We start from the raw sequence: 25,395 nt of genomic DNA, 5'->3' as shown, positions 1-25,395 counted from the left end.
CATCCTGCTCCCTCGTCGCCCTGGTCCGCACTATCGGGTGATCTTTCAGCCCTCTCCGCCGCGACGCGTGCGGCTGAGCCGGTAGAGGACCACGCCCGCGCCGGCGAGGCCGAGCCCCGACAGAGCGAGCAGCGCCGACGAACCGCCGGTCACCGGCAGCTCACGGCGGACCGGCATCGGCCGCGCCGCGATCGGATGGGCCGTGCGGGTGTGACAGGCCGCCGCGCCCGGACCGCAGTGGAGCCCGTGCGGGTGACTCGGCCTCGCCAGGTTGACCACGTGCGGACGGTGACGCGGCGCGGAGCCGAGCGGGCAGACGAAGCCCGAGCCCTGCCGGACACAGTCACGATGCGCGTGGCCCCGGCCCCGCGGGAGGCCGGCGTGGTCGCCCGTCCCGCCCAGCGGGTCGAGCGAGGCCTTGCCCGGCCCGGTCAGCGGCGACGTCGGCGCGATCGAGTCCGGCGCGGCGGCGAGATCCTCGTGTACGGCGGCCGGAGCCGCCGCGGCGTCCGCGGCCGCCCCGCAGGACGGCCCCGCCGGCGGCGCCTCGGCGGCGCTGCCGTCGACGGCCATCGGCTTGTCCGCGGCCGCCGTGCAGGGCGCGGCCTCCCCGGCACCCGGCGTCACCGGGAGACCCGGGAAGCCCGGAATGATCGAGCCCGACGGGCCCACCGGCGCGGTGACGGGCGCCAGCGAGGCGTTCGCCCCGCTGAGGCAGCCGCAGGCGGCCGGCCGGCCCTGCGCGCACGGCGGGATCGCCGGCGCCTCCGGCACGATCACCGGACGGCCCGGGACGACGACCGGGCTCGTGGCCGCCGCGCCGCACGGGGCGGCGATGGGCACACCGGCGTGGTTCGCCTCGGCCTTGTCTGCCGCGGCCTGCTCGGCCGCAGCCTGTTCGGCGGCCACCTTGTCGGCCCTGGCCTTCTCCTCCGCGGCCTTCTCCTTTGCCGCCTGCTCGGCGGCTGCCTGCTCGGCGGCCTCCTTCGCGGCGGCGGCCTTCTCCGCGGCCTCCTTCGCTGCGGCAGCACACGGAGTGTCCGGCACCGCGACCGGAGGTACGGGCGCCGGCAGGATGACCGGCCGCCCCTCGTCCGCGTCGCACGGCCTGGCCACCGGCACGCCGGCCGCGCCACCGTCGTGGACGCACGGCGGCGTCACCACGGGCCGGTCCGCCACCGCACCGCAGGGTGCGAGCACGGGCCGGTCCGGCACGTCGACAGCGCCGCCGCCGTGGACGCACGGCGGGGTCGCCACGGGACGGGCCGCCACCGCACCGCACGGCGCGAGCACGGGCCCGTCCGGCACGGCGTAGCCGGCCGGGACGTCGGCGACGGGCCGGCCGTGCGGGACGCCGCACGCGCACGCCGCGAGGTCGTCCGGCTCGGCACCGCAGGAGCCGAGGGCCGGCTTGATCGGCATCGACTTGCCCGCGATCGTGGACGGCGCGACGCCGACCGCGCACGGGCCGTTCGGCGCGGGCAGCCCGATCGGGCTGCGTACGACGACGGATTCGGCGGTCCCCGGGGCGTGCTCGGTCACCATCACGGGGTACGGGACCTTCGCCTCACGCGCCGCCGGGGCGCCGGTGCCCGGAGAGACCACGACCGGCGGGAACGCGCCGGTCCGGCGTTCCGGCCGCGGAGCGTTGCGCCACGACACCTGGACGGGGTTGCTCAGCGGCCGTCCGCCGCGCGTCCTCGGGACGACCGTCGCGGTGATGATGCCACGCCTGGTCTTTCCCTGCGGGAGCAGGCCGATCTTGCAGACGAGCGGTCCGGTCTTGTGCCACCGGCACTTCGGCGGCGCGGCGAGGACTTTGAGGCTCTTGTCGGGTGTGGCCGTGAGGGCGACGTCGCGTGCCGGGACGGAGCCCCGGTTGGTCACCTCGAACGGCCATTTGTACGTCCTGCCCGGGACGATCGCCCCGCGAGGCCCGCGGGTGTCGACCACGAGGTTGGCGTGCCCGCGTTCGCGGTCACCCCCCTCACGGCCGTTGTGGTCCCGGTGCGGAGTCGTGTGGTCGTGCCCCCGCGCGGCCTTACCACCGGCATGCGTGGAGGCGTTACTGGCGACCTGCGGCATGACGGCGAAGCATGAAGCCGTCGCCACCGCCGTAATACTCCGGATTCCGGCACGCACGGCGCGGCCAGAAATGTCGATCATCGTTGTCCCCCGTGACCTGCTCAGACGCTGTTTACAACGCCCCGTTCTAATCGCCCGGAGGGTGATGTCATAGCAGCGCGTCGGCGTGTCGTCACAAAGAGTGATGGTAAAAACTCGTCGTGACAACGATCGCCCGTATCATTCACGGTGAATGGCGGTAGTTTCCTTTGACGGTTTTTACGACAAAAGGAAGAGACCCGTGCCCGAGAAAAAGGTCACCGCCGCCGCACTCGCCGGCGCCATCTCCACGATCCTCGTCTGGGTCCTGCACCTGGCCGGCGTCGATATGCCCGCCGGAGTGGCGTCCGCGATCACCACGGTCCTCGCCGCGGTGGCCGGTTACATGGCCCCCCACACGCACCGCCCGGACCTCGCCGAGCCCGCCGAGAAGAAGCCCGCCACCACCTGACCGGCCGGAAGTCAGAAACCGAGGCTGTCGCCGCAGTCGACGGTCGCGGAGTCCCCCGAACTGGTGGCGCTCTTCACCAGGTCACCGTCCACCTTGAGTGTGCAGGTCAGCTCCCCCGAGCCCGTACTGTGCGCGGTCACGTCGACGCTCTGCCCGTCGTTGACGCTGAACGTCCTGCTCCAGGGCGGTGAGACGACGAGGTGCCGCTTGCGCCCGTCCGGAGTCGTATAAGTGATCGAACTGCGCCGGACGCTGCCGCGAATGGCGAACGTCACCCGGTGTGCCTCCGGCCGTGCCGGCGCCGCGTCATCAGGCGGCGGCACGGCCGGAAAAGGACTCACCGATGGGGAAGTGATCACCGGTGCAGGCCTCTGACCACCGGAATTACCTTTTGAGCGCCCATCAGAATGGCCACCCGGGGAACACGCTCCGAGCATGAGGGCCAGAACTACGTAGCCGATTCGCATCATCATCTCCAAAACGCACACGTTGTCGCAGTGGAGGGGCTACAGAGTGTAACAATCAGCTGGTCCGGCGTCCGAGCACGATGCCCGTGGCCGTGACGAACACCAGCAGCAGGACGCCGGACACGTACGCGACCGCGGCCAGGCCCGGGACGAGCAGCAGGTAGCCGACGCCGGAGACGACGATGGCGACGGCGAGTGCGGCGGCGGCGTACCGCAGCCACCGCGGCAGGACGCCGGAGACCGCGGCGGCCACGGCGAGCACCGCGAGGGCGAACATCTTGACCCCGTCCAGCCGGTTCACCGCGTCGTACAGCACGTGCGCCGTACCGGAGGCCGTCGCCCCGGCGAGCACGATCCCGAGGCCGCACTGGACGAGCGACACGGTCGCGGCCACCACGCCGGCGGTACGGACGACCGCGGCCACGCCGGGCCCGCGGGCGGCACGGGCCAGCACGAGCGCGATGATCACCAGGCCTGCCGCGGGCAGGCCCTCGGTGCAGAGGAACTGGACGACCACCACGGACCGGTGCCCCTCGAACGCGGTGACGACCTCGGCCCCGGAGGCGTTCACCGCGACGCCGGGCGCCCCGACGGACAGCCCGGCGATCCAGGACAGCGTGTAGAGGATCCCGGTGATCGCGGTGGCGGTGAGAAACCGGCGCGGCCCGGCGACTGTCTCCATCGTGAACTCCCTGCACTAAAACGAGAGCAGCGCTCTCTATCACGAGCAGTGTGAGGCCCGGAGATCACAGCCGTCAAGAGCAGTGCTCTCGAAAACGTTCAGCGATCCAAAAGGAGAACGGGTGGCCCCCCTCTGAGGAGACCACCCGTACGGTGGAAATCGAGGTCAGCGCGCGGACAGCAACTCGCCCAGCTCGTCCTCGACGTCCTGGTTGGCGACGAACATCAGCTCATCGCCGCCCTCCAGAGTGTCGTCGTCGCTCGGCACGAGCACCCGGCCCTCCCGCAGGATCGCGACCAGGGCCGTGTCCTGCGGCCAGGCCACCGAGCCGACCAGCTGGCCCGCCAGCGGGGCGTCCTCGGGCAGCGTCAGCTCGACCAGGTTGGCCTCGCCCTGGCGGAACGTCATCAGCCGTACGAGGTCGCCGACGCTGACGGCCTCCTCGACGAGCGCCGACAGCAGGCGGGGTGTCGAGACCGCGACGTCCACCCCCCAGGACTCGTTGAAGAGCCACTCGTTCTTGGGGTGGTTGATCCGCGCCACCACGCGCGGCACGCCGTACTCGGTCTTGGCCAGCAGCGAGACCACGAGGTTGACCTTGTCATCGCCGCTCGCGGCCACGACGACGTGGCAGCGCTCCAGGCCGGCGTCGTCGAGCGAGGCGATCTCGCACGCGTCGGCGAGGAGCCACTCCGCCTGCGCCACCGCCTCGACCTTGATCGACCTGGGGTTCTTGTCGATGAGCAGGACCTCGTGACCGTTCTCGAGGAGCTCCTGGGCGATGGAGCGGCCGACCGCTCCGGCGCCGGCAATGGCGACCCGCATTACTCCGCCTTCTCCTCGGGCCGCTTCGACACGGCGTCGTTGATGCGTTCCATCTCGGTCGCGACGGCCATGACATGCACCACGTCGCCGTCCTGGATGACGGTCTCGGAGTCGGGGACCACGGCCTCTCCCATGCGGTTGAGGAACGTCACGCGCGTACGCGCGGCGCCCTCCATCTCCGAGACCTTCGCGCCGACCCACTTGGAGTCCATCTGTACCTCCGCGAGCACGACCTCGCCGGTCGGGTCGCGCCACAGCGGCGCGGGCCCTTCGGGAAGCAGGCGGCGCAGCATCTGGTCGGCGGTCCAGCGTACGGTCGCCACGGTCGGGATGCCGAGCCGCTGGTACACCTCGGCCCTGCGGGGGTCATAGATCCGGGCGACGACGTTCTCGACGCCGAAGGTCTCCCGTGCCACGCGAGCAGAGATGATGTTGGAGTTGTCACCGCTGCTCACAGCCACGAACGCGGACGCCTGTTCGATCCCGGCGTCGACGAGCACGTCACGGTCGAAACCGAACCCGGTGATCCGACGGCCCTTGAAACCACCGCGCAACCGGCGGAACGCCTCAGGGCTTTGATCGATGATGGCCACACTGTGGCCTTTATCCTCAAGAATGTGGGCGAGTGTCGATCCGACCCGCCCGCACCCCATGATCACGATGTGCACGGTCGTCCTTCCCGGCGCCGTTCGGTCCGCTTGGCTCCGTCTTGACCTGAGAAACCTACACATGGCCGGGCGCGGGAAAGAACTCCTTGACCCGTCCGATGGGTCGTACTTCTTACATCCCCATACCGCAGTGGGTATTCACGGTCCCGTTACCGACTAGCATCACCGGGGTGTCGAAGGCTCCCGACCTCGTCAAGAGGCTCCTGCTCGGCCGAGCGCTGCGCAGCGCTCAGCAGAACGAGCAAACCCTCCCCAAGACGATCGCTCTCCCGGTCTTCGCCAGCGACGCGCTGTCGTCGGTGGCGTACGCCCCACAGGAGATCTTGATCGCCCTCGGCCTGGCCGGCCTGGCGACTTACCACTTCACCCCCTGGGTGGCCGGTGCCGTCATCGTGATCCTCCTCACGGTCGTGGCGTCGTACCGCCAGAACGTCCGCGCCTACACCAGTGGCGGCGGCGACTTCGAGGTGGCCACCACCAACCTCGGCAGCAACTCGGGCATCGTCGTGGCGAGCGCCCTGCTCGTCGACTACGTGATGACCGTGGCGGTGTCGGTCTCCTCCGGCGTCGAGAACCTCGGCGCCCTCATCCACTTCATCCAGCCGCACAAGGTTCTCGTGGCGATCGCGATCGTGGCGATCCTGACGATCTTGAACCTGCGAGGGCTACGGGAGTCGGGCATCGCGTTCGCGATCCCCACCTACCTGTTCATGTTCGGCGTCTTCCTGATGCTGCTCTGGGGATTCACCCGCCTCTCGTTCGGCGCCCACCTCCACGCCGAGACCGCCGACCTGACGGTCCAGGGCCACGAGGTCGGCGTCGGCGGTTTCGCCCTGGTGTTCCTGCTGCTGCGCGCGTTCTCCTCCGGCTGCGCCGCACTGACGGGCGTCGAGGCGATCAGCAACGGCGTGCCGGCCTTCCGCAAGCCCAAGGGCAAGAACGCCGCGACCACGCTGCTGCTGCTCGGGGTGGTCGCCGCCTCGATGTTCGGCGGCATCGTCGCGCTCGCCTACACCACCAAGGCGAAGTTCGCCGACCCGTCGCTGGGCACCCACCTCATCAACAGCGCGGGCAAGGACGTCTCGGACCAGGATCCCATCGTCGCGCAGGTCGCCCACACGGTGTTCAGCAACTTCACGCCGGGCTTCGCCTACATCACGGTGATGACGGCGCTGATCCTGACCCTCGCGGCCAACACCGCCTTCAACGGCTTCCCCGTACTCGGCTCCGTGCTCGCCCAGAACCGCTACCTGCCCCGCCAGCTCCACACGCGCGGCGACCGGCTGGCGTTCAGCAACGGCATCATCATCCTCGGCGCCATGGCCGGGCTGCTGATCTACGCGTACGGCGCCTCGGTGACCGCGCTGATCCAGCTCTACATCGTCGGCGTCTTCGTGTCCTTCACCGTCAGCCAGACCGGTATGGTCCGCCACTGGAACCGCCTGCTGCGGACCGAGACCGACGGCAAGGCGCGCCGCCGGATGATGACGTCACGGGCGATCAACGCGTTCGGCGCGGTCGTCACCGGCATCGTGCTCGTCGTGGTGCTCATCACGAAGTTCCTGCTCGGCGCCTGGATCGCGTGCGTGGCCATGGCGGTGCTCTTCCTGATGATGCGGGGCATCCGCCGGCACTACGACCGCATCGCCAGCGAGCTCGTCGTCACCGGCGAGGACATCGCGCTGCCCCCGCGCAACCACGCCATCGTCCTCGTCTCCAAGATCCACAAGCCGACGCTGCGCGCCCTCTCGTACGCGAGGGCCACCCGTCCCTCGACGATCGAGGCGGTGACCGTCGCAGTCGACCCGGAAGAGTCCGGCGAGCTGCAGGAGGCCTGGGACGCGCACGAGCTGCCCGTCCCGCTCAAGATCCTCGACTCGCCGTACCGCGAGATCACCCGGCCGATCCTGGAGTACGTCAAGCACGTACGGCGGCGCAGCCCCCGTGACGTCGTCACCGTGTTCCTGCCCGAATATGTCGTGGGACACTGGTGGGAGCACCTGCTGCACAACCAGAGCGCGTTGCGGCTCAAGACGCGCCTGCTGTTCGTGCCCGGTGTGATGGTGACGAGCGTTCCCTGGCAGCTCGCCTCCTCCGACCGTCTCAAGGGGCGCCCGGAGCGGGCCGCGCCAGGCTCCGTACGCCGTCCGTACGCCGAAGAGGACGCTGAGTCGAAGGGGTCTCGTGCCGCCGGTGGAATCATCTGAACTGATCGAGCTCGAGGTCGGCGCGGTCGCCAACGGCGGCTCGTGCGTGGCCCGGCACGACGGCCGCGTGGTGTTCGTCCGGCACACGCTGCCGGGAGAGCGCGTACGGGCCCGGGTGACCCAGGAGACGAAGAACTTCCTGCGGGCCGACGCGGTGGAGATCCTGGAGGCCTCACCGGACCGGGTGCAGGCCCCGTGCCCGTTCTCCGGCCCGGGCCGGTGCGGCGGCTGCGACTGGCAGCACGTCTCGCTGCCCGCCCAGCGGCTGTTGAAGGCCGCCGTGGTCGAGGAGCAGCTCCGCCGTGTCGCGGGGATCGAGCGCGAGGTCATCGTCGAGGAGATCCCCGGCGCCCCGGACGGCCTCGGCTGGCGCACCCGCATGCAGTTCGCCGTACGCCGCGACGGCGCGGTCGGCCTCCGCCGGCACCGCTCGCACGCGATCGAGCCCATCGACGAGTGCCTGATCGCCCACCCGCAGGTCGAGGTCCTGGGCATCGAGCGCAAGCGCTGGCCCGGAGCGGCCGGCGTCGAGGCGATCGCCTCGGCCGGTACGGGCGACCGCCTGGCGGTCCTGTCCTCACGTGGCCGCGCGCGCGTCCCGCGCATGGACGCGCCGGTCCGGCTGGTCAGCGGCAAGCCGGACAAGCCCCCGTTCGTCCGCGAGGACGTGGCCGAGCGGCTGTGGCAGGTGAGCGGCAGCGGCTTCTGGCAGGTCCACCCGGGCGCCGCCCAGACGCTCGCGGACGCGGTCCTCGACGCGCTGGAGCCGCGCCGCGGCGAGGTGGCCGTGGACCTCTACTGCGGCGCGGGCCTGTTCGCCGGCGTGCTGGGCGAGCGCATCGGCCCGGACGGCCTGGTCGTGGGTGTCGAGACGGACGCCCAGGCGGTCCGCGACGCCCGCTTCAACCTGCGCGACCTGCCGCACGTGTCGGTGGAGCGGGGCGAGGTGGAGACCGTGCTGGAGGAGCTCCGCTTCGGCCGGGGAAAGAGCAAGCTGACCCGCGCCGACCTCGTCGTCCTGGACCCCCCGCGCACCGGGGCGGGCCGCGAGGTGGTCAAGCGCGTCGCCGAGTTCGCCGACCGCCGCATCGCGTACGTCTCCTGCGACCCGGCGACGCTGTCGCGCGACCTGGGGTTCTTCTCCGAACAGGGCTGGACCCTGTCGGCCCTGCGCGCCTTCGACGCGTTCCCGATGACCCAGCACGTAGAGCTTCTGGCGACGCTTGTCAGAGGGTAGCTCTGTCGAGGTGCCGCACGGGCTGAGCCAGCTCACGAACTAGTAGGTCGGCTGAAGGTCGCCGCCGCGCCCGTACGCTCTCGCAGCCATACGGGTGCGGACGTGTGCAGACGTCTGAACGTAGCGCCACGATCGTCCTACGGTCAGCGACGCGGCCCGGCTGCGTGCGCGGGCGCGCTCCCGGGTCGCGCACTGGCAGGCTCTATAGGGCGAGCGTGGGCGTACCATCGAGAACGTGTAGTGGGTAAACAACGCAGGAAGCCCTCCAAGCCGATACGGCTCAGGGGGCTTCTTCGCGTTCGGGGTCAGCCCTCGTCGACGGCCACCTCGACGCAGGCGCCCTGCTGGTCAGAACGGGCGCTCTTGCGCCAGTCCAGGGCGCGCGAAAGCTCATCACGTGTCGTGCTCATGGGTACACATCTCTCGTCGTAGGTGGGTTAGCTACGCATCATCTCGTCAAGCATCTCGATCGTAGCTTCGGGCGACAGAGCCTTGGCGTTCAGTCTTCGGAAGACCGACTGGTACTGATCGACGCCACCGCTCTGAATGAACAGCTCGCCTGCAATCGTCTCGATATAGACCGCGCCTGGCGGCCCCGGGAACCTCAGGATCGTGAACCGGCCGCCTGTCCCAGGGTGCGGCCCGGCCGCGAACGGCAGCACCTGAAGCGTGACCTTCGGATGTGCCGCCATCTGGACCAAGTGCTGCAACTGCGCGCGCATCACCTCCGGTCCGCCGACGGGCCGCCGCAGCGCGGCCTCGTCGATCACAGCGAAGAGCCGGACCGGATCCGGGCGCTCCAGGACACGACGACGCTCGCCCCGGATCTTCACGCGCTGCTCGATCTCGTCCGCGTCCAGCTCGGCCGGGCCGGCGCCCGTGAGCGCGCGGGTGTACTCCTCGGTCTGAAGCAGGCCCGGAATGATGGAGAGCTCGAACATGAGGAGCTCTTCGGCCTCGCCTTCGTAGGCGATGTACGTGGTGTATTCCTCGCTCAGCATGGCCTTGTAGGGGTGCCACCAGTCCTGTTGGCCGCTGTCGCGAGCGAGCTGGATCAAGTAGTTTCGCAGACGCTCGTCGGTGACGCCGTACCTGTCCAGCAGGTCCCGTACGTCCCGCCATCGCGGCCTGTTCCACTCGGCCCGCTCGATCCAATGGATCTTGTCGGTGGAGCATCCGAGTGCTTCGGCGGCTGTCGCGACGTCCACTTTCGCCTTCTCGCGCAACTCTTTCAATCGTGCCGAAAGCTCGCGGCGGCGGAGGGTTGGGCTGGTCCACGGCATGCCGCCGATCGTAGAGGACGACGCCGGAGCGGACCGAGGACCAGACATTACAGCACATAATTCTTCGTGCTTAAATCTTCCACTTGAAGATTACGGCTTGGTAAGTGCATAGTGAAGTCGTACCCACTCATCAATGCCGGGTCTTCCGGCCATCAGGAGGGGAGCGGATGCCGTCATGGTCGTCCCCCCAAGTCCTCTCGTACCGGCCGGCCGATCCCCCGCAACGATCGAGCCGCCATGGATCACGATCCGCGCACTACCCGAGAGCGTCGGTGTCGCCCGCAGGTACGCCCGAGCGCGACTGCGCGCATTCGCCGAGGAGTGGGTCGACACGATCACGCTCATCACCTCGGAACTGGTGACGAACGCGTACGAAGCCGTCGACAGCGCCAAGCTCGACGAGGCCGAGCAGGTCATCCGATTCGGCATGTTCTGCACGCCCCGATGGACGCACCTGTACGTACGGGACTCCGCTCCGGCACAACCCTGCCAGCGAGACGCCGCCGAGACCGACGTGCACGGGCGCGGCCTGGGCATCGTGGAGAGCCTCGCCTTCTGGTGGGTCCAGCGAGACGGCCCCGGCAAGACCGTGCACGCCCTCGTCGCCGCCCCGGACGTCGTTCTCACCCAGGCGGACATCGACCGGCTGGCGGTGAACCTGTGAACGTCAGCAGGCCGACTCTGACCCCCGGCGGCCGCAGACCACTACCACCCCCATATGCAGGAGCCTTGGGCATGAGCTTCAGTGACGACGACCTCCTGAAGCCGCGCGAAGTCGCCGAGTTCTTCGGCGTACGCCCGACGACGATCGCCCGCTGGGCGCGCGAAGGGAAACTCACTCCGCTGTACACGCCCGGCGGCCACCGCCGCTACCACCGGGCGACACTCCTCGCGATCCTCGCCCCGGAGACCCCAGAACAGCCGATGGCCGAGGACGCCGCACGCCTGTACGACCAGGGCTCGACCATCCGCCAGGTCGCGCAGAAGTTCGGGACCAGCTACGGCGTCATGCGCCGGCTCCTTCACGAGAACACGACTTTGCGCCGTCGCGGCGGACTACCGTCACACCGCTCATGACACTCCCGCGCCACCCGGGGGGCGCCTGTTCTTCATGCTCGCCGTTGCCGCATGTGGCCAAACGGCTACGTAACGCTCACAGGCCGCCATCCTTTCTCTTCGTATTCGCGTCATCACAGAGCGACGAAAGGACACGCCATGGCGACCCAGTACCAGCCGCCCGCCTACCAGCCGGCCCCCCGCAGGAGGCGGACCGGTCTCATCATCTTCCTGGTCATCCTCGGCCTCTTCGTTCTCCTGTTCGCCGGCTGCGCCGCGCTGTTCGTCTCCGGCGCCAAGGAGGTCGGCAAGAACCCCGAGGTGAACGCGCCGAAGAAGGCGTACGCGATGAACCAGCCCGCCGGGGACGGCCGGTTCACGTTCGTCGTCACGAAGATGCGGCGGACCGGGCACGTCGGCGACTCGTCGATCACCCGGACCGACGCGCAGGGCGAGTTCGTCGTGCTGACGGTCACCGTGACGAACCACGGCAAGACCGCCCAGCTGCTCGACGCGTCGAACCAGAAGCTGCTGGCGGGTGGGAAGACCTATGACGCCGACACCAACGTCTTCGCCGACTCCAAGGCGTTCCTGAACAACATCAACCCCGGGAACAGCGTGACGGCGTCGATCGCGTTCGACGTGCCGAAGGGCACCCGGCCGACACAGGTCGTCCTGCACGACTCGGCGTTCTCCAACGGCGTCCGCGTCGCCCTGGCCTAGGCACCGACCACCGCGCACCGGACGAACGGAACGCAAGCCATGCACGCCTGCCCCGTACCGCCCCCGACCTACGCCACGCCCCTCCGGCGACGGCGCAGGACGGCGATCCCCGTGATCGTGCTCGTGATCCTCGCGGGCGCCGGCGCCGCCTTCTACTGGGCCGGCCGGCCCAGCCCCGTGACCGTCTCCGGGACGATGACGATCGTCGGGGACGTCGCCGGCGGCAGGGCGTGCACGGGCGACGGGGGCTTCGAGGACCTCCAGGACGGTACGTCCGTCGTCGTCCACGACGCCGCGGGAAAGGTCATCGGCACCGGGCGCCTCGGCGAAGGCGCCGGCGAGCAGCTGGTCGCCGACACCGCCCTGCGGTGCCGGTTCGCGTTCCGCGTGCCGGACGTGCCGCGGCAGAGGTTCTACGGGATCGAGGTGAGCCATCGCGGAATCGTGCAGTTCACCGCCGCGGAGGTGGACCGGGAGGACGTCGAGCTCTCCCTCGGGCCGTGACCCGCGCGGTCAGCGTTTGCTGATCACGCCGCAGGCGATCCGGGCACCCGAGTCGCCGGTCCTGAGGGTTTCCGCGTCCGGCTTGCCGTAGCGCTTCGGGACGTTGGCCTGGTTGTCCGGCAGCGCGTGGATGATGATCGCGCTGCCGTCGCCGTCGAGCAGTTGCCGCAGGCGGAAGCGCTCGGTGACGATCGTCGTGCGGCCGGTGCCGTCCGCGGAGATCAGCAGGGGCGGCAGGTCGCCCGAGTGGTTCGGATGGGGGTGCGCGCCGAGGTCGAAGTGCGGGCCGGCACTGAAGAACGGGCTGCCCGTCTTCGGGTCGATCGACGTGGCGTCACAGACGCCCTTCTTGTGGATGTGGAAGCCGTGGTAGCCGGGCGGCAGGCCCTTCGCCGTCACGGTGATCTTGGACTTGCGCCGGCCCTGGTCCTCGACGCGCAGGGAGCCGACCGTTCTGCCCTCGACGTCCTTGATGACGGCACCGGCGGGGAGGCCGGGCTGGCCGAGGATCTTGTCGGACGCGGCGGCGCCGAGGGCGGTCACGCCGGCGCCCAGGCCGATGATCGCGAACAGGTGGTACTTGCCAGGCATGAGAAGGTCCCCGATGAGCGAACATGTCCGGACCGTTCTCATACCCCCGAATAATGACGGACAGTCACCTGAGTGCTACACCGGGCGGTCCATGGGCGTACGGCCGCGGGCCAGCAGCCAGACCATCGCGGCCAGGGCGGCGACCTGCAGCGGCCAGCCCATGACGACCTTCGCCGCGCCGAGCCACGCCACGTGGCCCGCGAGGTAGAGGGGGTACTGCACGGCGACGCGGATCAGGCACGGGATCAGCAGCAGCCACGTCAGCCGCGAGCACAGGCGTACGATCTCGCGGTCGCGGTGCCAGGCGGTCGGGTCGCCGGTGACCGAGCCGATGATGAAGCCGACCAGCGGCCAGCGGACCACGATCGACAACAGCATCGCGGCGGCGTACCCCGCGTTGTAGAGGATGCCGGGCAGGAAGGCGTCCTCGGCCTTGCCCGAGCGCAGCGCGAACAGGGCCGCGATGCCGATGCCGAAGATGCTGTTGAGCACGAACTGGACGGTGGACCGCTGCGCCAGGCGCACGGCCAGCAGGACCACCGCGAGCCCCGCGCCGATGCCCAGCGACAGCCGCAGCTCCTTGGTCACGATCCACGAGACGGTGAAGCCGATCGTCGGGATGGCCGCCTCGACCACGCCGCGCGCGCCGCCCAGCGCCTTGGTGAGCTGGACGCGGACCGCCTCCTCGACGGTGTCGTACGCGGCCTTCTCCGGGACCTCGCCGTCTTCCGCGGGCGCCTCGGCGCTCGCGGAGTCGGGCCCGGTCGGGTCGTTCACCTGGCCTCCTCGCGGGCGCCCGGGACATCGATCACGAGCTGCCCCGCAGCTCGTATCGCGGGTTGAACATGACCTTGCGGCCGTCCTGAACGCTGACGAGACCCTCCGCCCGCATGAGACGGCCGGGCTCGATGCCGGCGATCCGCCGTCGGCCGAGCCAGACGAGATCGATCACGTCGGACCCGTCGTACAGCTCCGCCTCGAGCGCGGGCGCGCCGCCCCGCGGTCGCAGTGTCACAGTGCGTAGCGTACCCGCTACACAGGCGCGGCGCCGCGCGGTGCAGCGCTTGATCGGAGTGGCGCCCTCCGAGTCGCTGGTCCTCTGGAGTTCCTGGGCCTCGAGCTCTGCCTTGGTCGACGTCAGCCTGCGAATGAACCCGCGCAGGCCTCGTGATCCCGAACCGTCGTCAGGCACGTCATCCATGATTGGCAAGACTAGGCCATCCCTCTAAGAAACAAACCGGCAGGAATAGTTACATCATGCTGCTCCCGACCGCACCTGCTTGCGAACGGCAAAACCGGCATCCTCCTGGCGTCGCGCGAGGGCCGCCTCGGCCGAGCCGAGCTGCCACGGGACACTCGTCACCATGACTCCGGGACGGAACAGCAGACGCGCCTTCAGCCGGAACGCGCTCTGGTTGTGCAGCAGGTGCTCCCACCATCGCCCCACGACGTACTCGGGGATGAAGACGCACACCACGTCGCGCGGGCTCCTCATCCGCATGCGTCCGACGTAGTCGAGCACGGGGCCGGTGATGTCGCGGTACGGGGAGTCGAGGATCTTCAGCGACACCGGGATGTCGCGCTCGCCCCACTCCCGCTGGAGCCGCGCCGCCTCCTCCTCGCTGGTCGCGACCGACAGCGCGGTCAGAGTGCTCGGCCGCGTGGCGCGCGCGAACGCCAGCGCGCGCAGCGTCGGCGTGTGCAGCCTGGAGACGAGAACGATGGCGTGGATGCGGCTGGGCAGCGCGACGCCCTCCTCGCCCGGTTGCAGCTCGGCGGCGACCCGCCGGTAGTGGCGCTGGATCGCCTTCATCATGAGGAACACCAGTGGCATCGTGACGACGACGATCCACGCGCCGTGCGTGAACTTGGTGAGCAGCACGATGACCAGGACGAGGCCGGTGAGAACGGCGCCGACGAGGTTGATCGCGCGGGAACGGTGGATCTGGCGCCGCCGTCCCGGGTCGAGGACACCGCGTAGCTCGTCGCCCCAGTGCCGCACCATCCCGGTCTGGCTGAGGGTGAACGAGACGAACACTCCGATGATGTACAGCTGGATGAGCCGGGTGGTGCTGGCGTCGAACGCCCAGACCAGCGCGCCGGCCAGCAGCGACAGGATCACGATGCCGTTGCTGAAGACGAGCCGGTCGCCCCTGCGGGCGAACTGCCGCGGCAGGTACCCGTCGCCGCCCAGGATCGAGGCGAGGATCGGGAAGCCGTTGAACGCCGTGTTGGCCGCCAGCACGAGGATCGCCGCGGTGAACGCCTGGATCAGGAAGAACAGGATCGACCCGTGCCCGAACACCGCGCCGCCGAGCTGGGCGATCACGGTCTTCTGCTCGTAGCCGCGCGGCGCGCCGCCGAGCCGGCCCGGGGAGCCGGCGATGTGGACGTGCGCGATCGCGGCGAGCGCGGTGATGCCGGCGAACATCGTCACCGCCAGCAGGCCCATGACCGTCAGCGTGGTCGCGGCGTTCCGGCTCTTGGGCCGCTTGAAGTTGGGGACGCCGTTGCTGACCGCCTCCACGCCGGTCAGCGCCGTACAGCCCTGCGCGAAGGCGCGCAGGGCGAGCAGCAGCACCGCGGCGCCGGCCGTCCCGTGCGTGCCGTGGACGGTCAGCGACGCCGACTCCGCCGTCGGCGCGTGCCCGGACAGCGTGCGCCACAGCCCGACGCCCACCATGAGGAAGACACTCACCACGAAGCCGTACGTGGGGATCGCGAACGCGCGGCCGGACTCCTTCACGCCGCGCAGGTTCGTCACCGCGATCCCCGTGATCGCCGCGATCGAGAGCCCGACCGCGTGCGGCCCGAGCGCCGGGACGGCCGAGACGATGTTGGCGACGCCGGCCGCGACCGAGACCGCCACCGTCATCACGTAGTCGATGAGCAGCGCGCTCGCCGCGATCAGTGAGGCGTTCTCCCCGAGGTTGGCCCGGCTGACCGCGTACGCGCCGCCGCCGTTCGGATAGGCGTGACAGGTCTGCCGGTACGACGCGGTCACCACGAGCAGCAGGAACACGACGCCCGCGCCGACCCACCACGAGAGGTAGAACATCGCCAGCCCGCCGAGGCTGAGCGCGAGCAGGATCTCCTCGGTCGCGTACGCCACGGAGGACAATGGGTCGCTGCAGAAGACCGGCAGCGCCAGCCTCTTCGGCAGCAGCGTCTCCCCCATCTGCCCGGTCCGCAACGGACGGCCGACGAGGAATCGCTTGGGGAGCTTCAGGGCGTCTTGTCTCACAATCGCCAGCAAATAACCCGAAGGCCCCCTGAACAGGCATCCCTAACGCCCTCTTAACGCCCCCGCTTCCCTTATTAACGCCTCCCTAACGCACGCGTTCTTAACGCTCGAAGCGGTAGCCCATGCCCGGCTCGGTGATCAAGTGCGTGGGGCGGGACGGGTCGGCCTCCAGCTTGCGGCGGAGCTGGGCGAGGTAGACGCGCAGGTAGCCGGTCTCGTTCGCGTACGACGGGCCCCACACCTCGCGGAGCAACTGCTGCTGGCTGACCAGCCGTCCCGCGTTGCGGACCAGGACCTCCAGGACGTGCCACTCGGTCGGGGTCAGGCGTACGTCGGCGCCGTCGCGGGTGGCCTTCTTGGCGGCCAGATCCACGGTGAAGTCGGCCGTGGCGATCACGGCGTCCTCCTCCGGCGGCGCGGCACGGCGGACCGCGGCGCGCAGGCGGGCCAGGAGCTCGTCCATGCCGAACGGCTTGGTCACGTAGTCGTCGGCGCCCACGTCGAGCGTGTCGACCTTCTCCTCCGAGGCGTGCCGGGCGGTCAGCACGATGATCGGCACGCTCGTCCAGCCGCGCAGGCCCTTGATCACCTCCGCGCCCTCCATGTCGGGCAGGCCGAGGTCCAGCACGATCACGTCCGGGTGGCGGCGGGCGGCAAGGTCCAGGGCGGTACGGCCGTCCGGCGCGGCGTCCACCTCATAGCCGCGGGCACGCAGGTTGATGCGGAGCGCGCGGACGATCTGCGGTTCGTCGTCGACCACGAGTACGCGCGTCATCGGGGATCCACCGGCAACGTGAAGATCATCGTCAGGCCACCTCCGGGAGTGTCCTCGGCGTGCAGGTCGCCGCCGACCGCCTCGGCGAAGCCGCGGGCGACCGCGAGGCCGAGGCCCACGCCGTCGCCGCGCGGGCGGTCGCCGAGCCGCTGGAACGGCTCGAACATCTGGCTCTTGGCGGAGTCCGGCACGCCCGGGCCGCGATCGGTGACGCGCAGCTCGACGGCCCCGCCGACCTCGCGCGCCGAGATGCGGACCGGTTCGGCGCCCCCGTGCCGTACGGCGTTCTCCACCACGTTGGCCAGCGACCGCTCCAGGAGCCCCGGGTCGGCCACGACGGGCGGGAGGTTGTCCGGTACCTCGATCTTGACCTGGTCTCCGGGCACGTTCACCAGCGACGGCTGGAGGACCTCATCGATCGAGACCGGCCGGGCGAGCGGGGTGACGACACCGGTCTGCAGACGGCTCATGTCGAGCAGGTTGGCGACGAGGCGGTCCAGCCGGTCGGCCGACTCCTCGATCGTGGCGAGCAGTTCGGCCTCGTCCGCGGGGTCCCACTGGACGTCGTCGGACCGCAGGCTGCTGACGCTCGCCTTGATCGAGGCCAGCGGGGTGCGCAGGTCGTGGGAGACGGCGGCGAGCAGAGCCGTACGGATCTTGTTGCCTTCGGCCAGCCGCCCGGCCTGCCGAGCCTGTTCGGCGAGCCGCTGGCGGTCCAGCGCCGCGGCGGCCTGGTAGGCGAAGGCGGCGAGCACGCGCTGGTCGGCGGCGGGCAACACCCGGCCGCGCAGGGCGAGGATCAGCACGTCGCTGACCTGGACCCGTACGTCGGCCTCGCCCGGCCGGTCGCAGGGGCCCACGCCCGCCGAGGCGACCCCGGTCCAGCCGTCGCCGGCGCGTTCCAGCAGTGCCACGGAGTCCAGGCCGAACGTCTCCCGTACGCGTTCGAGCAGCTCCGGCAGGGCGTCCTCGCCGCGCAGCACGCTCGTGGCGAGCATACTCAGCGTCGTCGCCTCCGAGCGGGCCCGCGCCGCCTGGGAGCTGCGCCGGGCGGCGAGGTCGACCACGGTGGCCACCGCGACCGCCACCGCGACGAAGACGAGCAGCGCGAAGGCGTTCTCCAGCTCGGCCACCGTCAGTGTGTGCAGCGGCGGGGTGAAGAACCAGTTGGCCAGCAGGAACCCGGCGACGGCCGCCACGACGGCGGGCCACAGGCCGCCGACCAGCGCCACGGCGACGGTCAGGGCGAGGTAGAACAGCAGCTCGGTCGGGAGCCCGAGCCTCTCACCCCGGATCGAGAGCAGACCGGTGAGCGCCGGTGGCGCGAACACGGCGAACAACCAGCCGGCCGTCAGGCGCCGCCGGCCCAGCGAGTTGCGGCCCACGACGGCCGGCGCGCGGCCCTTACCGGCGTAGTCGTGGGTGACGATGTGCACGTCGACGTCGCCGGAGCGGCCCGCCACGGTCGCGCCGACCCCGGGGCCTGAGACGTACTGCCACCGGCTGCGGCGGCTCGATCCGAGCACGATCTGCGTGGCGTTCACGCCCTGCGCGAACTCGATCAGCGCGTCCGGCACGTCGTCGCCGGTCACCTGGTGGTACGAGCCGCCCATGCCCTCGACCAGCGCCCGCTGGCGCGCCAGGGCCTCCGGCGAACCGTCGGCGAGCCCCTCGGCACGGGCCACGTGCACGGCCACCAGGTCGCCGCGCCCGGCTCGCGCCGCGATCCGGGCGGCCCGCCGGATGAGCGTGTCGCCCTCCGGTCCGCCGGTCAGCGCCACGACGATGCGCTCACGGGCCTCCCAGGTCCGCTTGATGCCTTTTTCGTCCCGGTAGCGCGCGAGGGCGTCGTCCACGCGGTCGGCGACCCACAGGAGGGCCAGTTCACGCAGGGCGGTGAGGTTGCCGACGCGGAAGTAGTCCGACAGCTCGGCGTCGGAGCGTTCGGGCGGGTAGACGTCGCCGTGCGCGAGGCGGCGGCGCAGCGACTCCGGGGACATGTCGACCAGCTCGATCTGGTCGGCCCGCCGTACGACCTCGTCGGGCACCGTCTCGCCGCGCCGTACGCCCGTGATGCGCTCGACCACGTCGGCGAGCGACTCCAGGTGCTGGACGTTGACGGTGGAGACCACGTCTACGCCGGCGGCGAGCAGTTCCTCGACGTCCTGCCAGCGCTTCTCGTTGCGGGTCCCGGGCGCGTTGGTGTGCGCCAGCTCGTCGACGAAGGCGACCTGGGGCGCGCGGGCGATCACCGCGTCGACGTCCACCTCCGCGTGCCGCAGGGGCACGACCTCCAGACCGTCCAGGAGCGCGGCGGTACGGGGCCGGCCGTAGGTCTCGGCGAAGCCCACGACCAAGCGGGTACCCCGCTCCTGACGCCGGAGGGCCTCGCTCAGCATCGCGTACGTCTTGCCGACCCCCGGCGCCGAACCGAAGTAGATCTTTAGTCTGCCGCGCTCGACGATCGCGTTCACCCCCCACTACGCATTGTGTCCCGCCTGGCGGCCGGACACCTCATCGAGGCGGAAGCGCAGCCGGCAGACGACCGCGTCGGTGTCGCGGCGCAGGGCGTGGGCGAGCACCGCCCCGCGCTGGTTCTGCAGGACGCGCTGCCAGACATGGGCCGGTTCGACCTCGGGGATGAGCACGAAGACGTGCGCCTCGCCGACGCCGCGGACGTAGTTCACGATCGGGTCCACGAGCCGCCGATGCCCGTCGCTGACCAGTGCGAGGTTGATGTCCGGCGCCCAGCGCTCCCACGCGTCGATGAACTCCGCGGTCTCCTCGGGCTCGTCGGGATGGGTCACCCGCACCGCGACGACCCGGTCGCCGAGCGAGAGTGCGGCCGAGATCGCCTCCTCGGTCAGCCGGTTCACGCCGCCGACCGGCACGATCGCCAGGGACCGGCGAGGGCGGGGCCGCGCCGGGGTCCGGCCCAGCTCCAGCCGCTCCCCGATCCGCCCGTACGCCCGGTGGACGCCGGACATCAGCCAGACGATGAGCGGCATGGTCACGGCGATCAGCCAGCCGCCCTCGGGGAACTTCGTGACCGTGACGACGACCGCGGCCAGCCCGGTCAGCAGCGCGCCGACGCCGTTGAGTGCCGCGCGCGGGCGCCAGCCGTACGGACGGTCGGTCCACCAGTGCCGCACCATGCCGGCCTGGGAGAGGGTGAAGCCGACGAACACGCCGATGGCGAACAGCGGCACGAGGGTGTTCATGTCGCCACCGGTGCCGATGAGCAGCAGGCCACCGGTGACGGCGAGGAAGAGGATGCCGTACCGGTGCACCTGGCGTTCGGCCCGCAGCGCGAACAGGTGTGGCAGGTTGTTGTCCCTGGCCAGCAGCCGTGCCAGCACGGGCATGCCGCCGAAGGAGGTGTTGGCGGCCAGGGCCAGCAGCACGACGGTGGCGAACTGCACGACGTAGTAGCCGACCCCGCGGCCCAGCGACCCCTCCGTCACCTGGGACAGCACGGTGATCCCGGCCACCGGGCGTACGTGGAAGCGGACGATCAGCGCCGAGACGCCGATCAGCATGACGCCGAGCAGCGCCCCGAGCGCGACCTCCGCACGCTGCGCCCGCCGCACCCGCGGTCGCCGGAAGGACGGCACCGCGTTCGCGATCGCCTCGACCCCGGTCAGCGCCGCGCACCCGTTGGCGAACGCCCGCAGCAGGAGGAACAGGCCGACCGTCTGAAGCCCGCGCGCCTGCGCCACCGGCGACTCGGCCACGACGGGCCGGTCGCGGAACAGGCCGACGACGATCACGGCGAGGATCACCAGCACGAAGATCGCGGTCGGCACGATGAACAGCCGCGCGCTGTGCGCGATTCCGCGCAGGTTGACGGCGGTGACCAGGACGAGGACGGCAAGGCACAGCCAGACGGTGTACGGCAGCAGCGCGGGCGCCGCCGAGGTGAGCGCGGCCACCCCGGCGGCGATCGACACCGCGACGTTCAGCACGTAGTCGACGACGAGGGAGGCCGCGGCGACCAGGGAGGCGCGCCGGCCGAGGTAGGTCCTGGCCACGCCGTACGCCCCGCCGCCCTGGGGGAACGCGGCGATCACCTGGCGGTAGGACAGGGTCAGGACGCCGAGCAGCGCGGCGATGGCCAGCGTGACGGGGAGCGTGTAGCCGAGCGCCGCTCCCCCGCCGGCGACCAGCACGATGACGATGGCCTCCGGGCCGTACGCCACCGAGGCCATGGCGTCCAGAGACAGCGCGGCGAGGCCGCCGGGCACGGACAGGCGGTCGCGTTCGGCCGCGTCGTCGCGGTCCGTGCTCCGCCGTGCGGAGATCACACTCATCGGACGCCGACCTTCCTACGGCTGGAACCGGTGGCCCATGCCGGGCACGGTCAGCAGATGGCGGGGACGGCCCGGGTCGCGCTCCAGCTTGCGGCGCAACTGGGCCATGTACTGACGCAGGTAGTGCGTACGGCGCACGTACGACGGGCCCCAGACCTCGGTGAGCAGGTGCCGCTGGCTGACGAGCCGGCCCGGGTTGGCCAGCAGGATCTCCAGCAGCCGCCACTGGGTGGGCGTCAGGTGCACCGGCGGGATGACCGTCTTGGCCTCCAGGTCGATGAGGTGGTCGCCGAGCCGGACCACCGGCGGCGGATCGGGCGGGCCTGCGCGGCGGCCGATGGCGCGGATGCGGGCGAGCAGTTCGCCGAGGCCGAACGGCTTGGTCACGTAGTCGTCGGCACCGGCGTCCAGCGCCGCGATCTTGTCCGCCGAGCCGGTACGGCCGGACAGCACGATGATCGGCACGCGGCTCCAGCCACGCAGTCCGCGGATCACCTCGACGCCGTCGACGTCCGGCAGGCCGAGGTCCAGCACGACGAGGTCCGGATGCCAGTCGGCGGCCTGCCTCAGGGCCTCTGCTCCGTCGCGCGCGACGGAGACCTCGTACCGGCGCGCCCGCAGGTTGAGGTCCAGCGTCCGGGCGGTGAGGGGCTCGTCGTCGACGACCAGCACGCGGATCACCGCCCCCGCCTTTCCTGTACGGAGTCAAGGTGGGACATCAAGGACGGCTCAGGGATGTACGCCGGCAGAGTGACGAGCATGGTCAGCCCGCCGCCGGGTGTGTCCTCGGGGTCCAGGGCGCCTCCCATGGCCTCAACGAGCCCGCGTGACAGGGCCAGGCCGAGTCCGACGCCGGTGTCGTTGTCGCGGTCGCCGAGCCGCTGGAAGGGCAGGAAGACATGGTCGCGCTCGACCTCGGGGATGCCCGGCCCGCGGTCCACGACCCGCAGCTCGACCCGGTCCGCGTGCACGCTGGCCGTGATGAGGACCGGCTGCTCGGCCGAGCCGTACCGGACCGCGTTGGAGATCAGGTTGACGAGCACCCGTTCGAGCAGCGCCGGATCGGCGAGCACGTCGGGCAGTCCGGCGGGAAGCCGGACGCGGACGCCGGCGCCGGTCTCGGAAAGGTCGTCGATCGCGTGGGGGACCAGCTCGGCGACGGCGACCGGCTCGGCCGTGACGCCGAGCAGGCCGGCCTGCAGGCGGCTCATGTCGAGCAGGTTGGCGACCAGCCTGGCGAGGCGGTCCAGCGACTCGTCGGCGGTGGCGAGCAGTTCGTCGCGTTCGCCCTCGGTCCAGGTGACCTCGGCGGTGCGCAGGCTCTCCACCGCGGCCTTGGCCGAGGCCAGAGGCGAGCGCAGCTCGTGGCTCACGGCGGCGAGAAGGGCGGTGCGCATCCGGTCCGCGGCGGCGAGCGGGCGCACCTGCTCGGCCTCTTCGGCCAGGCGGTGCTGCCGCAGCGCCAAGGCGGCCTGGGCGGCGAACGCCTCCAGGACGCGCTGGTCCGCGGCGGAGGGGGTACGGCCGCGCAGCGCGAGCGTGAGGTCGTCGTCGACGGCGACCTCGGCGGCCCCTTCGTCGGGACTGCAGCAGGGCGCGCCGCCGACGGTGGCCACGATCCGCCAGCAGCCCGGATCGCCTTGGCGGCCCGGAGTCATCGGGGCGCCAGGGCGCCGTTCGAGCAGCGTCACCGAGTCCAGCCCGAATGCCGTCCGCAGGCGTTCGAGCAGGTCGCCGGGGGTGCTCTCGCCACGCAGCACGCTGCCCGCCAGGTTGGAGACCATCTCTGCGTCCGCGCTGGCTCGGGCGGCCTCCCGTGTACGCCGGGCGGCGAGGTCGACCACCACGCTCACCGCTATCGCGACCACGACGAACGCGCCCAGCGCGAGGGCGTTCTCCCACTCGCTGATGGTGAACTCATGGATCGGCGGGGTGAAGTAGTAGTTGAGCAGGAGCGAGCCGGCGACGGCCGCGAACAGCGCCGCGTACAGGCCGCCGGTCAGCGCCACCGCGACGACCGCCACGAGGAACAGCAGGATCTGGCTCGCCAGGGAGAGCTGCCCGCGCAGGTTCGCGAGGAGCAGGGTGAGCAGCGGCAACCCGACGATGGCCAGGCCGAAGGCGATGCCTTTGCGGGTCCCGGTCAGGCCGCCGGCGCGCACCGAGCGCCGGCGCCCCTGGCTGACCTCCTCGTGCGTGACCATGTGAACGTCGATCGCGCCGGACAGCGCGGTGGTGGTCACGCCGACGCCGCGGGAGAAGAGCTGGGCGAAACGTCCGCGACGCGAGGCGCCGAGCACGAGCTGGGTCGCGTTGACGCCGCGCGCGAAGTCGAGGAGGGCCTGGGGGATGTCGTCACCGACCACCTGATGGTAGGTGCCGCCGAGACTCTCGACGAGGGCGCGCTGGCGGGCGAGATCGGCGGGGCTGGCGCCGGTGAGGCCGTCGCCGACGGTGACGTGCACGGCGAACAGGTCTGAGCCTTTGGCGCGGTCGGCGATGCGTGCGGCCCGGCGGATGAGGGTGTCGCCCTCGGGGCCGCCGGTGAGTGCGACGACGACGCGTTCGCGTGCCTCCCAGGTCTTGTCGATGCGATGGTCGGCGCGGTACCGGTCGAGTTGATCGTCGACCTTGTCGGCGAGCCAGAGGAGGGCGAGTTCGCGCAGGGCGGTGAGGTTCCCGACGCGGAAGTAGTTGGACAGGGCCGCGTCGATCTTCTCGGCCTGGTAAACGTTGCCGTGCGCCATCCGGCGGCGCAGTGCCTCGGGGGTCATGTCGACGAGCTCGACCTGGTCGGCTCGCCGTACGACCTCATCCGGCACGGTCTCGCGTTGCGGCACGCCGGTGATCTGCTCGACGACGTCGTTGACGGAGTCGAGGTGCTGGACGTTCATGGTCGTGATGACGTCGACGCCGGCCGCGAGGACCTCTTCGATGTCCTGCCAGCGCTTGGCGTTCCGCGACCCCGGGACGTTGGTGTGCGCCAGCTCGTCGATCAGCACCACCCGCGGCGCCCGTGCGATGACGGCGTCCATGTCAAGCTCGGTGAACGTCGTGCCGCGGTACTCCATCGTCTTGCGGGGGACCGTCTCCAGCCCGTCGAGGAGCTCGATCGTCCGGGGCCGGTCGTGGCACTCCACGAATCCGATCACCACGTCGGTGCCGCGCTCATGCCGGCGACGGCCCTCGCCGAGCATGGCGTAGGTCTTCCCCACGCCGGGAGCGGCCCCCAGGTAGACGCGCAGCCGCCCGCGTGTCATGGCCACATCACTCCTCCGATGAGGTGCGGCGCGCGCTCCGGTGAACGGCGCGCCGCACCCCGGTCCTCATCCGCGGAACGGATACTTCCGGTCGAGTTCGATGTTGAGTTTCAGGACGTTGACGCGGGGTTCGCCCAGGAAGCCGAGCACCCTGCCGTCCTCGTTGTCCTTGATGGCCAGCAGTACCCGCTGTTCGGGGACGCCGCGCGCCTTGGCGACACGCGGCGCCTGGAGCCGTGCGTACGCCGGGGAGATGTGCGGGTCCAGGCCGCTGCCGCTCGCGGTCACCGCGTCGGCGGGCACCTCCGGATGGGCCGGGGCGGTACCGCGGACGGGCACGACCTCGCCGTCCGCGTAGTCCGTGCCGTACTTGGCGCACTGGACGACGACGCCCTGGTAAGCCGCGACGAACGGCGTGTTCACGACGCCGCACTCCTCGTTGAGGCTGACCACCTCGGTCGGGTGCGTGACGTGCCCGGCCGCGTCGCGCGGGCCGATGAGCGCGAGCACCGCGCCGACGCCGCCAGGGGTGCAGAACGGACGGGAGCCGTCCACGCCCTCGATCGCGCCGACGGCCTTGCTGCGGGTGCAGACGTCCGTGAGCAGGCTCGTCCTGGCGTTCTCGTCCTCCTTGCCGGCCGCGACGAGACTCGGGTCCGGCAGCGTGTCGACGATGCTCTCGGGGCCGAGGTTGCCGGCCGCCGTCGCGGTCGGGTCGTAGCCGTCGCCGGCGTCGGAGGGACGGCTTTGGACGTACTGCTTGAGGGGGTCGCCGCCGGAGTCGGTGAAGGCCTGGCCGATGATGCCGCTGCCGGCGACTCTGCCGTCGGCGGTCTTGACCATCGAGCCTTCGGCGTCGTGGTGCAGGCCGGGCAGAAAGGCCACGACCCAGATCGCGACGGGATAGAGGATTCCGAGGATCACGGTCATGACCAGCAGTGCGCGCAGGGCGGCGAGGTGCTGGCGGATCCAGATGGGCAGTCGCATG

23 protein-coding genes and 1 pseudogene are annotated in these 25,395 nt (G+C 70.9%); 7 read left to right on the top strand and 17 right to left on the bottom strand.

The annotated features are described in order from the left end of the window. Window positions 1–45: 45 nt before the first annotated feature. Complete coding sequence (locus tag QWU11_RS20945; RefSeq protein WP_290115758.1) at window positions 46–2,112, bottom strand: hypothetical protein; 2,067 nt, start codon at window positions 2,110–2,112, stop codon at window positions 46–48. Window positions 2,113–2,365: 253 nt separating this feature from the next. Here QWU11_RS20945 and QWU11_RS20940 point away from each other — a divergent pair, with 253 nt between their 5' ends. After that, complete coding sequence (locus QWU11_RS20940; protein WP_290115757.1) at window positions 2,366–2,575, top strand: hypothetical protein; 210 nt, start codon at window positions 2,366–2,368, stop codon at window positions 2,573–2,575. 11 nt (window positions 2,576–2,586) lie between these two features. Here QWU11_RS20940 and QWU11_RS20935 read toward each other — a convergent pair whose 3' ends face one another. The 4 genes from QWU11_RS20935 to QWU11_RS20920 all read right to left on the bottom strand — a co-directional run bounded on the left by QWU11_RS20935 (window position 2,587) and on the right by QWU11_RS20920 (window position 5,217). Further along, window positions 2,587–2,850: a hypothetical protein gene (locus tag QWU11_RS20935; protein ID WP_290115756.1), complete on the bottom strand. Its 264-nt coding sequence runs from the start codon at window positions 2,848–2,850 to the stop codon at window positions 2,587–2,589. A gap of 247 nt (window positions 2,851–3,097) precedes the next feature. Continuing rightward, window positions 3,098–3,724, bottom strand: a complete 627-nt coding sequence (locus tag QWU11_RS20930) for a hypothetical protein (RefSeq protein WP_290115755.1) — start codon at window positions 3,722–3,724, stop codon at window positions 3,098–3,100. A 165-nt stretch (window positions 3,725–3,889) separates the two neighbouring features. Beyond that, complete coding sequence (locus QWU11_RS20925; protein WP_290115754.1) at window positions 3,890–4,549, bottom strand: TrkA family potassium uptake protein; 660 nt, start codon at window positions 4,547–4,549, stop codon at window positions 3,890–3,892. After that, window positions 4,549–5,217, bottom strand: a complete 669-nt coding sequence (locus tag QWU11_RS20920; RefSeq protein ID WP_290115753.1) for a TrkA family potassium uptake protein — start codon at window positions 5,215–5,217, stop codon at window positions 4,549–4,551. The genes QWU11_RS20925 and QWU11_RS20920 overlap by 1 nt, the downstream gene beginning before the upstream one ends. A 170-nt stretch (window positions 5,218–5,387) precedes the next feature. On the opposite strand from QWU11_RS20920, the gene QWU11_RS20915 reads away from it, so the two are divergent. Both QWU11_RS20915 and QWU11_RS20910 read left to right on the top strand, forming a co-directional pair. After that, window positions 5,388–7,424, top strand: a complete 2,037-nt coding sequence (locus tag QWU11_RS20915; protein WP_290115752.1) for an APC family permease — start codon at window positions 5,388–5,390, stop codon at window positions 7,422–7,424. Continuing rightward, entirely contained in the window at window positions 7,411–8,661 is a 1,251-nt protein-coding gene (locus QWU11_RS20910) for a class I SAM-dependent RNA methyltransferase (protein ID WP_290115751.1), read from the top strand. The genes QWU11_RS20915 and QWU11_RS20910 overlap by 14 nt, the downstream gene beginning before the upstream one ends. A 305-nt stretch (window positions 8,662–8,966) precedes the next feature. Here QWU11_RS20910 and QWU11_RS20905 read toward each other — a convergent pair whose 3' ends face one another. Then, window positions 8,967–9,071: a DUF397 domain-containing protein gene (locus QWU11_RS20905; RefSeq protein ID WP_290115750.1), complete on the bottom strand. Its 105-nt coding sequence runs from the start codon at window positions 9,069–9,071 to the stop codon at window positions 8,967–8,969. 27 nt (window positions 9,072–9,098) lie between these two features. After that, entirely contained in the window at window positions 9,099–9,944 is an 846-nt protein-coding gene (locus QWU11_RS20900) for a helix-turn-helix transcriptional regulator (RefSeq protein WP_290115749.1), read from the bottom strand. A 175-nt stretch (window positions 9,945–10,119) separates the two neighbouring features. Here QWU11_RS20900 and QWU11_RS20895 point away from each other — a divergent pair, with 175 nt between their 5' ends. The 4 genes and pseudogenes from QWU11_RS20895 (at window position 10,120) to QWU11_RS20880 (ending at window position 12,227) form a co-directional block, all read left to right on the top strand. Then, window positions 10,120–10,608, top strand: coding sequence for an ATP-binding protein (locus QWU11_RS20895; protein ID WP_290115748.1), 489 nt, complete (start codon window positions 10,120–10,122; stop codon window positions 10,606–10,608). Between the two features lie 71 nt (window positions 10,609–10,679). Further along, window positions 10,680–10,844: pseudogene (locus tag QWU11_RS20890) on the top strand (helix-turn-helix domain-containing protein); the annotation flags it as partial. Between the two features lie 315 nt (window positions 10,845–11,159). Further along, a complete protein-coding gene (locus QWU11_RS20885; protein ID WP_290115747.1) occupies window positions 11,160–11,723 on the top strand; it encodes a DUF4352 domain-containing protein in 564 nt (187 codons plus the stop codon). Window positions 11,724–11,762: 39 nt separating this feature from the next. After that, a complete protein-coding gene (locus QWU11_RS20880) occupies window positions 11,763–12,227 on the top strand; it encodes a hypothetical protein (protein WP_290115746.1) in 465 nt (154 codons plus the stop codon). A gap of 9 nt (window positions 12,228–12,236) precedes the next feature. Here the strand turns inward: QWU11_RS20880 and QWU11_RS20875 are convergent, their stop codons facing one another. The 10 genes from QWU11_RS20875 to QWU11_RS20830 form a co-directional block, all read right to left on the bottom strand. Next, window positions 12,237–12,818: a superoxide dismutase family protein gene (locus tag QWU11_RS20875; protein WP_290115745.1), complete on the bottom strand. Its 582-nt coding sequence runs from the start codon at window positions 12,816–12,818 to the stop codon at window positions 12,237–12,239. 75 nt (window positions 12,819–12,893) lie between these two features. Then, entirely contained in the window at window positions 12,894–13,595 is a 702-nt protein-coding gene (locus tag QWU11_RS20870; RefSeq protein WP_290115744.1) for a DUF3159 domain-containing protein, read from the bottom strand. A 31-nt stretch (window positions 13,596–13,626) separates the two neighbouring features. Next, complete coding sequence (locus QWU11_RS47360; protein ID WP_354670873.1) at window positions 13,627–14,019, bottom strand: OB-fold nucleic acid binding domain-containing protein; 393 nt, start codon at window positions 14,017–14,019, stop codon at window positions 13,627–13,629. Between the two features lie 54 nt (window positions 14,020–14,073). Next, window positions 14,074–16,062: an APC family permease gene (locus QWU11_RS20860; RefSeq protein WP_290115742.1), complete on the bottom strand. Its 1,989-nt coding sequence runs from the start codon at window positions 16,060–16,062 to the stop codon at window positions 14,074–14,076. 100 nt (window positions 16,063–16,162) lie between these two features. Further along, complete coding sequence (locus QWU11_RS20855; RefSeq protein ID WP_290115741.1) at window positions 16,163–16,837, bottom strand: response regulator; 675 nt, start codon at window positions 16,835–16,837, stop codon at window positions 16,163–16,165. Continuing rightward, window positions 16,834–19,311 (bottom strand): ATP-binding protein, encoded by a 2,478-nt coding sequence (locus QWU11_RS20850; RefSeq protein WP_290115740.1) that lies wholly within the window; start codon window positions 19,309–19,311, stop codon window positions 16,834–16,836. Before QWU11_RS20850 ends, QWU11_RS20855 begins: the two co-directional genes overlap by 4 nt. Before the next feature lie 6 nt (window positions 19,312–19,317). Continuing rightward, window positions 19,318–21,147, bottom strand: a complete 1,830-nt coding sequence (locus QWU11_RS20845) for an APC family permease (RefSeq protein ID WP_290115739.1) — start codon at window positions 21,145–21,147, stop codon at window positions 19,318–19,320. A gap of 15 nt (window positions 21,148–21,162) precedes the next feature. Beyond that, a complete protein-coding gene (locus tag QWU11_RS20840; RefSeq protein ID WP_290115940.1) occupies window positions 21,163–21,825 on the bottom strand; it encodes a response regulator in 663 nt (220 codons plus the stop codon). Further along, window positions 21,825–24,407, bottom strand: coding sequence for a DUF4118 domain-containing protein (locus QWU11_RS20835; RefSeq protein ID WP_290115939.1), 2,583 nt, complete (start codon window positions 24,405–24,407; stop codon window positions 21,825–21,827). Before QWU11_RS20835 ends, QWU11_RS20840 begins: the two co-directional genes overlap by 1 nt. 66 nt (window positions 24,408–24,473) lie before the next feature. Beyond that, window positions 24,474–25,394, bottom strand: coding sequence for a potassium-transporting ATPase subunit C (locus QWU11_RS20830; RefSeq protein ID WP_290115738.1), 921 nt, complete (start codon window positions 25,392–25,394; stop codon window positions 24,474–24,476). Between the last annotated feature and the right edge of the window lies 1 nt (window position 25,395).

Source organism: Actinomadura sp. DC4 (genome assembly GCF_030406325.1).
Lineage (GTDB): Bacteria > Actinomycetota > Actinomycetes > Streptosporangiales > Streptosporangiaceae > Actinoallomurus.
The sequence above is the reverse complement of the archived record's forward strand: the minus strand, read 5'-3'. Positions and strand labels throughout refer to the sequence as shown.

Bases quoted from the DNA above. Each gene is read 5' to 3' on its own strand.
- QWU11_RS20900 (WP_290115749.1), bottom strand. From the start codon at position 9,944: ATGCCGTGGACCAGCCCAACCCTCCGCCGCCGCGAGCTTTCGGCACGA.
- QWU11_RS20905 (WP_290115750.1), bottom strand. From the start codon at position 9,071: ATGAGCACGACACGTGATGAGCTTTCGCGCGCCCTGGACTGGCGCAAG.
- QWU11_RS20875 (WP_290115745.1), bottom strand. From the start codon at position 12,818: ATGCCTGGCAAGTACCACCTGTTCGCGATCATCGGCCTGGGCGCCGGC.
- QWU11_RS20830 (WP_290115738.1), bottom strand. From the start codon at position 25,394: ATGCGACTGCCCATCTGGATCCGCCAGCACCTCGCCGCCCTGCGCGCA.
- QWU11_RS20930 (WP_290115755.1), bottom strand. From the start codon at position 3,724: ATGGAGACAGTCGCCGGGCCGCGCCGGTTTCTCACCGCCACCGCGATC.
- QWU11_RS20835 (WP_290115939.1), bottom strand. From the start codon at position 24,407: ATGACACGCGGGCGGCTGCGCGTCTACCTGGGGGCCGCTCCCGGCGTG.
- QWU11_RS20885 (WP_290115747.1), top strand. From the start codon at position 11,160: ATGGCGACCCAGTACCAGCCGCCCGCCTACCAGCCGGCCCCCCGCAGG.
- QWU11_RS47360 (WP_354670873.1), bottom strand. From the start codon at position 14,019: ATGGATGACGTGCCTGACGACGGTTCGGGATCACGAGGCCTGCGCGGG.
- QWU11_RS20925 (WP_290115754.1), bottom strand. From the start codon at position 4,549: ATGCGGGTCGCCATTGCCGGCGCCGGAGCGGTCGGCCGCTCCATCGCC.
- QWU11_RS20855 (WP_290115741.1), bottom strand. From the start codon at position 16,837: ATGACGCGCGTACTCGTGGTCGACGACGAACCGCAGATCGTCCGCGCG.
- QWU11_RS20880 (WP_290115746.1), top strand. From the start codon at position 11,763: ATGCACGCCTGCCCCGTACCGCCCCCGACCTACGCCACGCCCCTCCGG.
- QWU11_RS20895 (WP_290115748.1), top strand. From the start codon at position 10,120: ATGGTCGTCCCCCCAAGTCCTCTCGTACCGGCCGGCCGATCCCCCGCA.
- QWU11_RS20845 (WP_290115739.1), bottom strand. From the start codon at position 21,147: ATGAGTGTGATCTCCGCACGGCGGAGCACGGACCGCGACGACGCGGCC.